Annotated in this window: 12 protein-coding genes and 3 other annotated features; of the genes, 7 read left to right on the plus strand and 5 right to left on the minus strand. The window is 29.5% G+C overall.

Going from position 1 to position 14,722, the window contains the following annotated elements; genetic code table 11:
• Positions 1 to 25 precede the first annotated feature (25 nt).
• Positions 26 to 1,243, plus strand: a complete 1,218-nt coding sequence (locus BS62_RS01575) for an MFS transporter (protein ID WP_496489482.1) — start codon at positions 26 to 28, stop codon at positions 1,241 to 1,243.
• A 27-nt stretch (positions 1,244 to 1,270) separates the two neighbouring features.
• On the opposite strand, the gene BS62_RS01580 is transcribed toward BS62_RS01575, so the two are convergent.
• From BS62_RS01580 to thrC, 5 genes are all read right to left on the minus strand, one after another.
• A complete protein-coding gene (locus BS62_RS01580) occupies positions 1,271 to 1,963 on the minus strand; it encodes a FadR/GntR family transcriptional regulator (RefSeq protein WP_496489483.1) in 693 nt (230 codons plus the stop codon).
• A 212-nt stretch (positions 1,964 to 2,175) separates the two neighbouring features.
• On the minus strand, positions 2,176 to 2,817 hold the full coding sequence (gene trhA / locus BS62_RS01585) for a PAQR family membrane homeostasis protein TrhA (protein WP_496489796.1): 642 nt from the start codon (positions 2,815 to 2,817) through the stop codon (positions 2,176 to 2,178).
• Positions 2,818 to 2,951: 134 nt separating this feature from the next.
• Positions 2,952 to 4,136 carry a DEAD/DEAH box helicase gene (locus BS62_RS01590; RefSeq protein ID WP_496489484.1) on the minus strand — a complete coding sequence of 395 codons (1,185 nt, stop codon included), beginning with the start codon at positions 4,134 to 4,136 and terminating at the stop codon, positions 2,952 to 2,954.
• 199 nt (positions 4,137 to 4,335) lie between these two features.
• Complete coding sequence (thrB, locus tag BS62_RS01595) at positions 4,336 to 5,223, minus strand: homoserine kinase (protein ID WP_496489485.1); 888 nt, start codon at positions 5,221 to 5,223, stop codon at positions 4,336 to 4,338.
• A 9-nt stretch (positions 5,224 to 5,232) separates the two neighbouring features.
• Positions 5,233 to 6,711, minus strand: a complete 1,479-nt coding sequence (gene thrC / locus BS62_RS01600) for a threonine synthase (RefSeq protein ID WP_496489486.1) — start codon at positions 6,709 to 6,711, stop codon at positions 5,233 to 5,235.
• 41 nt (positions 6,712 to 6,752) lie between these two features.
• Positions 6,753 to 6,962: a binding site (T-box leader), on the minus strand.
• Positions 6,963 to 7,216: 254 nt separating this feature from the next.
• Positions 7,217 to 7,463, plus strand: a binding site (T-box leader).
• Between the two features lie 146 nt (positions 7,464 to 7,609).
• Positions 7,610 to 7,858: a binding site (T-box leader), on the plus strand.
• 153 nt (positions 7,859 to 8,011) lie between these two features.
• Between thrC and BS62_RS01605 the strand changes: the two genes are divergently transcribed.
• The 6 genes from BS62_RS01605 (at position 8,012) to BS62_RS01630 (ending at position 14,658) form a co-directional block, all read left to right on the plus strand.
• On the plus strand, positions 8,012 to 8,239 hold the full coding sequence (locus tag BS62_RS01605) for an ACT domain-containing protein (RefSeq protein WP_496489487.1): 228 nt from the start codon (positions 8,012 to 8,014) through the stop codon (positions 8,237 to 8,239).
• A gap of 29 nt (positions 8,240 to 8,268) precedes the next feature.
• Positions 8,269 to 9,261: a ketol-acid reductoisomerase gene (gene ilvC / locus BS62_RS01610; RefSeq protein WP_496489488.1), complete on the plus strand. Its 993-nt coding sequence runs from the start codon at positions 8,269 to 8,271 to the stop codon at positions 9,259 to 9,261.
• Positions 9,262 to 9,271: 10 nt separating this feature from the next.
• A complete protein-coding gene (gene ilvD / locus BS62_RS01615) occupies positions 9,272 to 10,921 on the plus strand; it encodes a dihydroxy-acid dehydratase (protein WP_496489489.1) in 1,650 nt (549 codons plus the stop codon).
• Positions 10,922 to 10,939: 18 nt separating this feature from the next.
• Positions 10,940 to 12,592, plus strand: coding sequence for a biosynthetic-type acetolactate synthase large subunit (gene ilvB / locus BS62_RS01620; RefSeq protein WP_496489490.1), 1,653 nt, complete (start codon positions 10,940 to 10,942; stop codon positions 12,590 to 12,592).
• A 3-nt stretch (positions 12,593 to 12,595) separates the two neighbouring features.
• Complete coding sequence (locus tag BS62_RS01625; protein WP_496489491.1) at positions 12,596 to 13,507, plus strand: branched-chain amino acid transaminase; 912 nt, start codon at positions 12,596 to 12,598, stop codon at positions 13,505 to 13,507.
• A gap of 164 nt (positions 13,508 to 13,671) precedes the next feature.
• Entirely contained in the window at positions 13,672 to 14,658 is a 987-nt protein-coding gene (locus BS62_RS01630; protein WP_496489492.1) for an alanine racemase, read from the plus strand.
• Positions 14,659 to 14,722 lie beyond the last annotated feature (64 nt).

Here is a 14,722-nt window from a genome sequence, read left to right on the forward strand (position 1 = left end):
GACATGCATTAAGGAAGTGAATAATATGAAGTTTGGTATGAAGAAATTTTCCTTAAGTAAAGATATAATAGTATTATTATTTGCAGAACTTTTGACTCACCTTGGAGCTTATTTATTTATTCCAATATTTCCAGTTATATTAGGTTCTGATAAAGGAATTAATCCGACAAAAATAGGTTTGATAATAGGTATGATTTCATTAACTTCTCAGATTGGAAATATTTTAGGAGGTTTATTATCGGATAGAGTAGGAAGAAAAACAACTATTACTCTTGGCTCATTTATTGAAGCATTAGCAGTATTTGGATATGGAGTTAGTAATGAATATGTATCGTTTTTAGCATGTTCAATGATATTTGGACTAGGAAATGGCATATATTCTCCAAGTGTCAAAGCATCAATAGCATTTCTTACATCAAAATCAGCAAAAACTAGAACTACAGCATTTTCTATTAGAGGAATAGCAGCTAATTCAGGAGTAGGAATAGCAGGATTACTGATACTTATATTGGTAAATGGAAAATCATCTACAATATTTTTTATAGCAGGTTCAATATTTTTAGTGCTTGGAATAATAACAGCAATTTTATTACCTAAAGGATGTGGAGACGAAGAGTGTCCAAAAATACCACTAAATAGTTATGTGTTGATAATTAAAAATAAAGCATTTATTATCTATACATTAGTTTCTATATTGGTATGGGCTATATTTGCACAGTTAAATCTTTTAATACCTTTAAGAGCAGATGCTGTTTTAGATAACGGGAAGATGGTAGGAATTATATGGACGATAACTAGTATAATAGTAATCGTTTTTCAGGGGATAATATCTAAATATATTTTGCAGAAAATCAATCCTTTTAGTGGAATTACCATAGGAGTTTTATTTTTTGGAGTAGGTTTATTTTTAATTGGTATATCTTACAACTTTTTATTTTTAACTTTAAGTGCATCAATTTTTCTTATAGGCCAAATGTTGGTGTTTCCAACTATTGATAGTATAACCAGTCAACTTGCCCATGCAGAATTAATTGGAGCTTATTTTAGTGTAGCAAATTTAATATCTGGTATAGGAAATGCCTTTGGAAATTTTCTAGGAGGGAAGATAATAAGTATTTATGGAATTAATACTGACTTGTTTCCTTGGACAATATTTGCATTATTTGCATTAACAACATCAATAATTATGTTTATGGTTCAGAGAATACCTATAATATCTAAATCTTTAAAAAGTGATTCATAAAGAATAAGCTATACCTATAGGTATAGCTTATTCTTTATGAGATTTCTCAATAAAATCTAAATGTCTTCTCATTGCCTCAACTGCTTTAACTGAATCTTGTTCAATTATTGCATTTACAATATTTTCATGTTGTTTTAGTAAAATATAGCTATTTTCACTACAAGTTAGAATGTTTTTTCTAGTATCTTCTATAAACTTCTCAAATAAGTTAGCAGAAGTTATATACATATTTTGTATAAGGTAGTTTCCACTCATAGAAGCTATTTTATAGTGAAGTTGTTTGTCTAATAATATTTGTTCACTTTCACTATCTGATTCCCCTAATTTTATTAGAATTTCTTCTAACTCATAAAAATCATCTTGAGTACCTCTCTGTGCTGCTAAATCTGCTGTTATTAATTCTGTATACTTTCTAAGCTCTAATATATCCATGGATTTACCATTATTTAATACAAACATCATAGAAAAAGAATCCATAATAGATGAAGCTGTATTTGAACATATATAGTTACCTTCTCCATGTTTACTTTCAATAACTCCCATAGTTTCTAATACTCTAAGGCCTTCTCTTATAGAAGTTCTACTAATTTGCATTTTTTCAGCTAATTCTCTCTCTGATGGCAATTTATCTCCCTTTTCAAGTTGACCACTTAATATCATTCTTTGAATTTGTTGCATAACATATTCATAGGTTTTTTGATTTGATATAGGACTAAACATGGTATGTCCCTCCCTTAATGTCTCATATTATATAATAAAAAGCCATGAATAAAATAAATTGCTTTAGCAAGATATTAGAGTTCCATAGCTTACATATATATCAAACTATAATTTATAATTATATATTATCATATTTTTAACAATTTGAAAACGTTTTATAGAGTTATAAATTATCAAAGTGAAAAATAAAAAAGTTCGCTAAAAAGCGAACTTTATATAACGTATTTAAATACACAAAGAAAATGACTTAAACTTCCTAATAGTATAAAAACGTGAAATATTTCATGAAAACCTAGATGTTTGAATTGAAGGAACTTTGGTTTTGTAGCATATATTACAGCACCAATAGTATAAAAAATACCTCCTGTTAGAAGCCAAGAAATTCCTTCAAAACCTATGGTTTGGTAAAGCGGAGATATAATAAACATACATATCCAGCCCATAAAAATATATATTGAAGTTGAAAGCCATCTAGGGCAACTAAACCAAATCATCTTAAAGAGTATTCCACAAATAGCAATAGCCATTATAAGTGAAAACATTACCCATCCGCTCACTCCATTTAATGCTATTAAGCAAAGTGGAGTATAAGACCCTGCAATTAGTATAAATATCATTGAATGATCCAGTTTTCTTAAAAACTTAATAACTTTTTCAGAAGCTATAACCATATGATATGTAGCAGAAGCAGAATATAAAAGCATTAGGCTTATTCCAAATACTATTACTGCTAAAAGATTTATCGGTGACGGGTTTGATACTGATGTTTTAATAACCATCGCAATTAAAGCAACAAAAGATAAAATAGCACCAATTAAATGAGTCAATCCATTTATAGGTTCTCTAATATACATATTCAAAATAAAAAACCTCCTTATTTAGATTCTACAATTATATTATAACAAATAGGTATAAAATTATATACATTATAATTTTATAAAAGCTATAAATATATATTATGTTCAAATAAGGAGGAATATTAATATTATTATTTCGATTTTTTTATAGTACTGTTAGATTTTTGTCTACTAAATCCTGGGTTTATTATTTTACCTTTATATATATCTTTCATTTGAACTTTTATGTTAAAATCCTTTTCATATCTTTTTATAGACGGTAATTCTCTTTCAGTAACTATTGAAATAGCAGTACCAGTTTTTCCAGCTCTACCTGTTCTACCAACTCTATGTAGATATTCCTTTGAGTCTTCAGGTAAATCTAAGTTAATTATATGAGTTACCCCTTTTATATCTAATCCTCTAGCTGCTAAGTCTGAAGCTACTAATATTTGTATACTTCCATTTTTGAAACCGTCTAAAGCCTTTTTACGTTCTTCCTTTGAAGCTTTACCATATAGTCCATATGCTTTAATATAGTGATATTGAAGTTTTTCTGTAGTTACTTCAGTTTCCTCTGTTTTATTTATAAACACAATTGCCCTTTGAGGATTTATTGAAGCTATTAATTTTCTCAAAATTTCCATTTTGTCTCTTCTTTCACATACAAAATACATGTGATCAATATTTTCATTTACTATATTTTTATCTTCGACTTTTAGAAATTCAGGATACTTCATTAAATCTTTTGCTATATTCAATGTTTCTGAAGTTATTGTAGCAGAGAATAGCATTAATTGTCTCTCTCTCATTGTAGTTTTAATAACGTCTTTTACACCATTTAAATTATTAATATCTAATAGCTTATCGCCTTCATCTATAATGATAGTTTTTATAGTATGAGCGCTAATTTTTTTCTTTTTTATAAGTTCAAAAATTCTTCCAGTTGAACCTACAATTATATGAGGCTTTTCCTTTAACTTATCGATTTGTCTTTTTATATTAACTTCTCCTATTATAGGAGTAGAAGTTATAGGTATTCCTGAATTTTTAGATAAAAGTTGTATTTCCTTATCTATTTGTATAGATAATTCATGTGTTGGAGCTAGTATTATTGTTTGCATTTCTCTTTTAGAACTATCTATTTTTTGAAATATTGGAAGTAAATATGCTAGAGTTTTTCCTGTACCAGTTTGAGATTGACTTATTATATCTTTGTTTTGTAGTGCTAGTGGTATTGATTTTATCTGAATATCTGTAGGTTCAGTAATATTTTCCTTTTTTAATCCCTCTATTAAATTTGAATTTAATCCTAATGCACTAAATGAATTTGACATTTTGATACTCCTTATGAATTTAAATTTTAAATGCAACTACTAAACTTGAGCAACAGACCTGATTTTCAAAGTCGTTAGCGACATGAGCGTAGCGAATTTTTTATGAAAACTTATTAGATTTTATACTTAGTATACCTTTTTGTCAAATAAATTATGGCTGCATTTTAAAAACATAAAGAAAAACAAATTAATAATGTGTTTAATACCTTCTCACTATAGCACCTTCAAAATCAATTTTTAACTCTTTAACAGTCCATTTACCTTCAAAATCAGCTAAAAAATCTTCCATGTCACTATAAAAGTTATTATTTTCTTCTTTTAGAATAGCCATGATACTTGGTCCTGCTCCGCTTAAAAATACACCTAGGGAATTGGATAGCTTACTTTTTTGTATTATATCATCATAACCATTAATAAGTCGTCCTCTATAAGTTTGATGAAGTTTATCATCACAAGCAAGGTTAATTAAATCCAAATTTCCATTAATCAAAGCTGATATAATAAGAGATACTCTTCCTATATTAAACACAGCATCCTTATAAGAAACTGTATTAGGAAGAACTGATCTAGACTCTTTTGTCGATAGTGTAAAGTCAGGTATTAAGGCGCAAAACTTTAAACCATCAGATATTTTTATTTTGTCATAGTAAACCTGATTATTTTCTTGTATTGATATTGTCATTCCTCCAAACAAAGCAGGGGCAATATTATCTGGATGACCTTCTATTTCTGAGGCAATTTCTAGTATTTCATTTTTATTTAAATTAGCTTTAGCTATTTCATTTGCTGCCATAACTCCAGCTAATATACAAGATGCGCTACTTCCAAGACCTCTTGATATAGGGATATCACTTTCAAATTTTATTTTTAGACCTTTAGGCTTATAACCTATTATTTTGAAAGATTCTTTCATTGACTTATACATTAAATTAGTTTCATCACTAAAAATTTCATCACATCCATTTATCTCAAGTCCAGTTTCAGTTTCTTCCACAATAAAAGTATTATACATATTTAAAGCTATTCCTAAACAATCAAAGCCTGGGCCAAAATTTGCACTTGTAGCTGGTACCTTAATCTCTATCATATTATTCACCTACACATTCAAAAATTTTTTTATTGCATATTTAATTTTATCCTTTTTATATAAGTTATTATGAATTATTTTTTTGTTTTCGAGAGCTTTAATTGAATCAGGTATTTTTATCCCTGTGTTATTAGAAAGCTCTTTTGCTACATCAAAATCATTTAATTTATCAACTTCAATATTTAAAGATTTGCAAATGCTTCTTCCAAACTTATAAGGGCTCGCTGTTGAAGCTATAATAGTTTGTGTATAATCTTTAGTTTCTTGTTTGTATTTTTCGTATACAGAGTAGGCAACTGCTGTATGAGTATCCATAACATACCCTGATGAGTTATAAACTTTGTTTATATTATAAAGGACCTTATCTTCTAAAACATAACCTGCATAGAAGTCCTTTAATTCTTCTTTCATAGACTTTGTAATTACATATTCACCTTTAAGTTGAAGGCTTTTCATAAGTTCTTTTGTTAATTCTTTGTTTTTATTACTTATTTCATATAATAATCTTTCTAAATTACTAGATACTAAAATATCCATAGAAGGAGAAATTGTTAAGTTTAAACTTCTTTTTTTATCGTAAATTCCACTATTAAAGAAGTCATAAAGTACATTATTTTCATTTGATGCACATATAAGTTTATTAACTGGAAGACCCATTTTCTTTGCATAATATGATGCCAGTATATTTCCAAAATTTCCAGTAGGAACTACTAGATTAATTTTTTCATCAAATTTTATTTTTTTATTTTTTAACAACTCTAAATAACCATAAAAGTAATATACAATTTGAGGAATTAATCTCCCTACATTTATTGAATTTGCTGAAGAAAGCATATAATTGTCTTTATATAATATGTCGATGAAATTTTTGTCATTAAATATTTCCTTAACTCCATTTTGAGCATCGTCAAAGTTTCCATCTATACCAACAACAAATACATTATTACCTTCCTGAGTAATCATCTGCCTTTTTTGAATTTCACTTACTCCGTTTTCTGGAAAAAATACTATTATTTTTACTCCATCAATATTTGCGAAAGACTCAAGCGCAGCTTTTCCTGTATCTCCAGATGTGGCAGTGAGAATTACAATTTCCTTGTCGATCTTATTCTTTTTTATGGAAGTTTTTAATAAATGAGGAAGTATAGAAAGTGCCATATCCTTAAATGCAAGGGTAGGGCCATGATAAAGTTCCATAAAAAATAAGTCGTTTTTTTCTACTAATGGAACTATAAGTTCAGTGTCAAATTTATTATCATATGCTTTTTCAATACATGTTTTAAGGTCTATATCATCAAAGTCAGTAAAGTATTGTTTTGTAATGAAGTATGCTAATTGAGTGTAACTCATCTTCAATAAATCTTCAGTAATACTTACTCTAGGAATATCTGTTGGTACGTACAATCCTCCGTCGTCTGCAATCCCTTTTAGTATAGCTTCACTTGAACTTATGAATTCTTTGTCACTTCTAGTACTTGTATAAATCATAATATCACCCCTTTTTTAAACACAAAAAAGCCCTCATCCCTAGAAGGGACGAGAGCATAGTTCCCGCGGTTCCACCCAAATTGACATAAAATCCACTTAAAACCTTAACGCGGCAAACGTCAATTCTTACTAGATTTCAGAATTGAACTCATAGGTGGTTTTCAATATTCCATGTTAAGGAAATCTTTCAGCCAAGGATCTCCATCTCTTTTAACTGGGTTAAATTTACTCTTCCTAATCATAGCTTTTAATTTATATGTTTTTTATATTTCTAAATATATTATGTTAAATACTTTTCTATGTCAATAATTTTTCGAAAAATATTTCCATAATTTACATTAAAATAAAAAAACAATGAATATTATCGTAAGTATATAAATAAACTTAAAGTATATTAAATCTAATGAAAGTTTTTAAAAACTATATTGACAATTGAAAGATATGGTAATACAATTATATTTAATATTTCCAATTTAAAGAATATTCACAGTTATTAAAACTCAATACAAAAGCGATGATGGAGACAAAAATATTCAAGGGTTAATTACAGAGAGCCAACGTATGGTGGAAGTTGGTGTTAACTAGAATATATAATAATCACTCCTAAGCTTCTTAGGTGAAAGACTAATCGATTAACCTAAGACGTATACCAGCGTTATATGGTTAGGGTTTATAGACCTGAGGAGAGACAGTTAATTATTTATTAACTGTAAATAAGGTGGTACCGCGGAAGATAATCTTTCGTCCTTATAAGTGTAGGATTATGCTTATTTGGATGAAAGATTTTTTTATTTAAAAAAAAACGAAAAAATATATTTACAATTATAAAAAACGAGAATATAATGAATATTAAAATAATAAGTATATTTTAATTATATAAATAAATATAAAATTAATATAGCAAGCGATGATGGAGACAAAAATATTCAAGGGCTGATTACAGAGAGCCAACGTTTGGTGAGAGTTGGTGTTAGCTAGAGTATATAATAATCACTCCGAAGCTTCTTAGGTGAAAGGGCAGCCAAGTAATCTAAGACGTATACCAGCGTTATATGGTTAGGGTTATAAATGACCTGAAGAGAGACCGTTAATTACTTATTAACTGTAAATAAGGTGGTACCGCGGAAGATAATCTTTCGTCCTTATAAGTGTAGAATTATGCTTATTTGGATGGAAGATTTTTTTATATAAAAATATATACCAAAGAATTGTACATATGAAAAAATCAAAAATATAAATGTATTTTGTATTCAATATAATGTATGAAAAAATGAAAGGTAAAATAGAAAGAGGGGTTTATATGGGAAATAGAGTATGTGCAAAACTTAATAATGGAATAGATAGTTTTTTAAGAGTTACCAATACAATAAGAAGAAAAGAAATCAATGTAAAATCAATAAGCATGACATACGATGACTATGAAAATATTGACTTAGATATAGTTATAGAGGACACAAATTTTTGTGCAAATGATGTTATTAAACAGATATCAAAGCTTGTAGATGTAGAAGAAATAAGGGTATTCTAAGAAAATTAAAATATACAGGGGGAAGCATTATGAAAAAGATGTTTTATGAAATGGATGCAAATTTAGAAGATTTAAGAAATAAAAAGGTAGCAGTTTTGGGATATGGAAGCCAAGGGCATGCTCATGCACTTAATTTAAAAGAAAGTGGCATAGATGTTGTTGTTGGACTATATGAAGGAAGTAAATCATGGAATAAGGTTTTAGAAGACAATCTAGATGTTATGAATGTGGGAGATGCAGTTAAGGAAAGTGATGTAGTTATGATTTTATTACCTGATACAAAACAAAAAGAAGTATATGAAAAAAGTATAAAACCAAATATGAAAAAAGGGCAAGTGTTAGCATTTGCACATGGATTTAATATACACTTTGATCAAATAGTTCCTCCAGAGGATGTAGATGTTGTAATGGTTGCACCTAAGGGACCAGGGCATCTTGTTAGAAGTGTATATAAAGAAGGAAAAGGAGTTCCAGCATTATTTGCAGTTCATCAAGACTATAGTGGTAATAGTAAAAAGATAGCACTTGCATATGCAAAGGGGATAGGGGCAACAAAAGCAGGTGTACTTGAAACCACATTTAAGGAAGAAACAGAAACAGATTTGTTTGGAGAACAGGCGGTTCTTTGTGGAGGAGTTACAGAATTAATAAAATCAGGATTTGATACTTTAGTAAATGCTGGATATCAAAAAGAAGTTGCGTACTTTGAATGTCTTCATGAAATGAAGCTTATAGTTGACCTATTATATGAAGGTGGATTTGAAAGAATGAGATATAGCATAAGTGATACTGCAGAATATGGAGACTATGTTGTTGGAAAAAGAATAGTAAATGAAAATACAAGAGAAGAAATGAAAAAGGTACTTGAAGAAATACAAAATGGAAAGTTTGCAAAAGACTGGATAGAAGAAAATGAATTAGATAGACCAAATTTTAATAACTATAAATGTAGTGAGTTAGAACATCCAATAGTAGAGGTTGGTAAAAACTTAAGAAAAATGATGTCTTGGATAAATGAATAGGAGGATTAATATGAAAAGTGACTTAGTAAAACTAGGAATAACTAAATCTCCACATAGATCATTACTCAAAGCTTCAGGACTTACTGATGAAGAAATAAGCAAACCATTTGTTGGAATAGTAAATTCATTTAATGAAATAGTTCCAGGTCATGTAGAACTTAGACAAATAACTGAAGCAGTTAAAAGAGGTGTAATAATTGAAGGAGGAACCCCTTTGGAATTCCCATCTATTGCAGTTTGTGATGGAATTGCAATGAACCATGAGGGAATGAAATATTCACTTGTGAGTAGAGAAATAATTGCAGATAGTATAGAAATAATGGCTAAAGCCCATGGACTAGATGCACTTGTTTTAATACCAAGTTGTGATAAGGTTGTTCCTGGAATGCTTATGGCAGCAGCAAGACTTAATATACCAAGTATTATTGTAAGTGGTGGACCGATGCTTCCTGGAAAATATAAAGGTAAAAATGTTGATTTAACAACTGTATTTGAAGGCGTTGGAATGGTAAATAGGGGTAATATGAGTGAAAATGAATTAAAGGAACTAGAAGACGTTGCTTGTCCTACATGTGGATCATGTTCAGGTATGTTTACTGCAAATTCTATGAATTGTATGACAGAAGCATTAGGCATGGCACTTCAAGGTAATGCCACTATACCAGCTGTATATTCAGAGAGAAAGAGATTAGCTAAACAAACTGGAATGCAGATTATGAAACTTTTAAGAGAAAACATACTTCCAAGAGACATTATGAATGAAAAGTGTTTTGAAAATGCATTAAGAGTAGATATGGCACTTGGATGTTCTACAAATACAGTTTTGCATCTTACAGCAATATCTTATGAAGCTGGAGTTGAAATAGATTTAAATAGAATAAATGAAATTAGCAATAATACTCCAAATTTGTGTAAATTAAGTCCAGCAGGTCCATATCATATGGAAGATCTTTACTATGCTGGAGGTATTCATGGAGTTATGAATGAACTAGCAAAGAAAGGTTTCTTACATTTGGATTTAAAAACAGTATGTAGAAAAACTGTTAAAGAATTACTAAAAGAAAAAAGTGATAACAAAGTTATTGCTGATATAGAAAATCCATATAGTTTAAGTGGAGGAATAAAGGTACTAAATGGAAGTTTGGCTCCTAAAGGTGCTGTTGTTAAACAATCAGCCGTATCTGAGAATATGATGAAAGCTATAGCAACAGCAAGAGTGTTTAATAGCGAAGAAGAGGCAGTAAAAGCTATATTAGGTGGGCAAATTAAGCCAAATGACACAATAGTAATTAGGTATGAAGGTCCAAAAGGGGGGCCAGGGATGAGAGAGATGTTAACACCAACATCTGCACTTGCTGGTATGGGCCTTGATGAAAGCGTATCACTTATTACAGATGGAAGATTTTCAGGAGGAACAAGAGGAGCCGCAATAGGTCATGTATCTCCTGAAGCTTTAGAAGATGGACCCATATCTCTTGTTAGAGATGGTGATTTAATAAAAATAGATATACCTAATGGAATATTAGATTTATTAGTACATGAAAAAGAGTTAGCAGATAGAAGAAAAAATTTAAAGCATAAAGAATTGAATTTATCAGGATATTTAAACAAATATTCTAAATTAGTAACTTCAGCATGTGAAGGAGCTATTTGTAAATAAGGGTAGGGGGGTGTATATATGAATGGAGCTCAAGTGGTATTAGAGTGTTTAAAAGAACAGGGGATAGACACTATATTTGGTTATCCAGGAGGAGCAGTAATTCCTCTATATGATGCACTTTATGATTATAATAATTTTAACCATATTAGAACATCACATGAGCAAGGAGCAATACACGCAGCTGATGGATATGCAAGAAGTAGTGGTAAAGTAGGCGTTTGTTTTGCAACATCAGGTCCAGGGGCAACAAATACTATTACAGGAATAGCAACGGCATATATGGATTCGGTTCCTTTAGTTATTATTACAGGTCAGGTGGCAACACCTCTTTTAGGAAAGGATTCTTTTCAAGAAATAGATATAACAGGTATGACTGTATCTGTAACTAAACATAACTATCTTGTAAGAAAAGTTGAACAAATTCCTCAAGTAGTAAGAGAAGCTTTCGAAGTTGCAAAAGGTGGAAGACCAGGTCCTGTACTTATAGATATTCCTAAGGATATATTTTTAGCTAATGGAGTTTATGAAAAAAAAGATATTTTATTTGAAAATAAAAGATATTTAATAGAAAAAGAAAAAATATCAAAAGCTTTGGAAATGATCAATGCTTCTAAAAAACCCATTATATATGCAGGTGGAGGAGTAAAAACATCAGATGCATGTAATACTTTAGTAAATTTTGCAAAAAAAGGTGACATCCCTGTTGTAAACACTTTAATGGGACTTGGAACTATAAAAAGAGAAGATGAATTATCTTTAGGATTAGTAGGAATGCACGGACATAGAGAAAGTAACTATGCAGTTACAAATAGTGATTTAATAATTGCAGTTGGGGCTAGATTTAGCGATAGAGTTATAAGCAAAATAAGTGCATTTGCACCATCTGCAAATATAATTCATATAGATATAGATGCTTCTGAAATAGATAAAAATATATATAGCCATTTATCATTAATAGGAAATTTAGATGAGATATTAAAATTATTAACTGATGAAATAAAAGAGAAAGACAATTCTATATGGAAAGAAGAAATAAATAAATGGAGATCAGAATATAAAATAAATAATGAAGTATTTCATCCTAAAAACATACTAAATAGTTTTTGGAAAAAACTAGGTAATGATATATTTGTAGTTACTGATGTAGGTCAACATCAAATGTGGACTGCACAACACTGGAACTTTAATTTCCCGAGGAGTTTTATAACATCTGGAGGATTAGGAACTATGGGGTTTGGTCTTGGGGCAGCTATTGGAGCAAAGTATGCTAATAAAGATAACCATGTTCTTTTGGTTACGGGAGATGGAAGTTTTAGAATGAACTGTAATGAACTAGCAACTGTTTCAGGATTTAATATTCCGTTAGTAATACTTCTTATGAACAATCAAACATTGGGGATGGTAAGACAATGGCAAAAAATGTTCTCTAATAAAAGATACTCACAAACAGATATGGATGATGCTGTAGATTATGTAAAACTTGTAAATGCATATGGAATAGAAGGTTATAAAATAGAAAATATGAACGAATTAGATAGTTTATTAAATAAAATAGAATTTGGAAATAGTCCAATATTCATAGAATGTAAAATAAATAAAGACGAAAATGTATATCCGATTGTTCCGCCAGGGGAACCAATAAACAATATAATAGAAAATTGGGAGGTATAAATTATGAATAGTGTTGTATTTTATCAAGGGGAATTTATGGAAGAAAGAGATGTAAATATAAGTATAAGAAGTAAGGTTTTTAACTATGGGCTAGGATGTTTTGAAGGAATAAGAGCATACTGGGATGATAAAAATCAACAGTTATATGTGTTTAGAATGCGTGAACACTATGAAAGACTACTTCAATCATGTAAAACATTGTATATGGATTTACCATATACTGTTGATGAACTATGTGACTTTACTGTTGAACTATTAAGAAAGAATAACTTTAAAACGACTACATATATAAGACCTGTTGCATTTAAGGGATCTGAGCAACTAACTCCTACGCTATATGACAATGACAATCGTCTTTTAATGTATTGTCAACCTTTAGGAAGTTACGCAGGTAAAGACGCACTTAGAGTAGCAGTATCTTCATGGAGAAGGGTAGGAGATAATGCTATACCTGCAAGAACAAAGCCAACTGGAGGATATTTAAATTCTGCCCTAGCATCCCTTGAAGTATTACAAAATGGATATGATGAAGCTATATTTTTAACAGAGCAAGGAAATGTTTGTGAAGGACCAGGTGAGAACCTGTTTATATTTAAGAACAATAAATTAATTACACCTCCTACCTCAGATTGTATATTAGAAGGTATAACAAGAGATACTGTGATGAAACTTGCAAAAGATGAGTTAGGATTAGAGGTAGTAGAAAGAAGTATATCTAGAAGTGAACTGTACTCTGCAGATGAAGTATTCTTTAGTGGAACTGCAATGGAGGTCACATCTGTTGTAGAAGTAGATAATAGAAAAATAGGAGATGGCGTACCTGGTAAGGTATGTAATCAAGTCAAAGAATTATTCTTTGGATTAACTACAGGAAATAATCCTAAATACAGTTCTTACTGTACACCTGTTTACTAAGAGAAAATTCATGACCGTGTCTTAATTTTAAGATTCGGTCTTATTTTATATATTGAAAAAGGGAAATTGGATAGAGAAATATAATAATATATTAAAGTGATTCATAAATCAGTAGTTAAGATGTAAGTATATTATAAGTAAGTTCAATTAACGGGGGGATAAAAATGAACTATCCAAGATTGGAAATAGATATAAATAAGATAAAGTATAATACTAATAAAATGGTAGATGAATGTAAAAGTAAGGGAATCGATGTGGCTGCAGTAACAAAAGGGTTTTGTGCAAATGCAAATATAACAAAAGCTTTAATTAGCTCTGGAGTAGATATACTAGCTGATTCTAGAATTCAAAATCTAAAAAAACTTTCTGAGTTTAATATTCCTAAAATGCTTATTCGAATTCCGATGTTAAGTGAAGTAAGCGATGTTATAAAGTACTCGGATATATCTTTAGTATCTGAATTAGAAACTTCAAAAAAACTTTCAAGGGAAGCTATAAGACAAAATAAAATATACAATATAATACTTATGGTTGATTTAGGAGATTTAAGAGAAGGAATATTTTATGAAGAAGAAATATATGAAACTATAAAAGATATATTATTACTTAAAGGTGTTAAGCTATTAGGGGTAGGCACTAATTTATTATGCTATGGGGGAGTAATGCCAACTACAGAAAATTTATCAAGGTTAGTAGATATTAAGAAAAAAATTGAAAGTGATTTTAATATAAATTTAAAAGTAATATCTGGAGGTACTTCTGGAACCACTACTTTGCTAAAAAATAATGGAGTACCTGAAGAAATTAATCAATTTAGACTAGGATGCTCTCTAACTATGGGAATAGGATTAAATGATGACCCAATAGAAGGGCTTTTTACAGATGCTCTTAAATTAGTAGTAGAAATAGTTTCTATAAAAAAAGATAAAAAAGTTATATGTGCAATAGGCAAAGATGATGTAGACCCAAATTATTTAATTCCTTATGATAAATACATAAATATTATAGATGCTGATAGTGATCATCTTATATTAGATATAAATAAATGTGCAGATAATTATAAAGTTGGGGATAAAATTGAATTCAATATGAATTATGGTGGATGTTTATCTACTATGGTATCCCAATATGTTCATAAAGTTTGCATATAAAATTAAATATAATTAAATTAAAGGTCATACATGGTTTCAGGTATGACCTTTGTTTTACTAAATT

It is taken from the genome of Sporacetigenium mesophilum DSM 16796 (assembly GCF_059569055.1).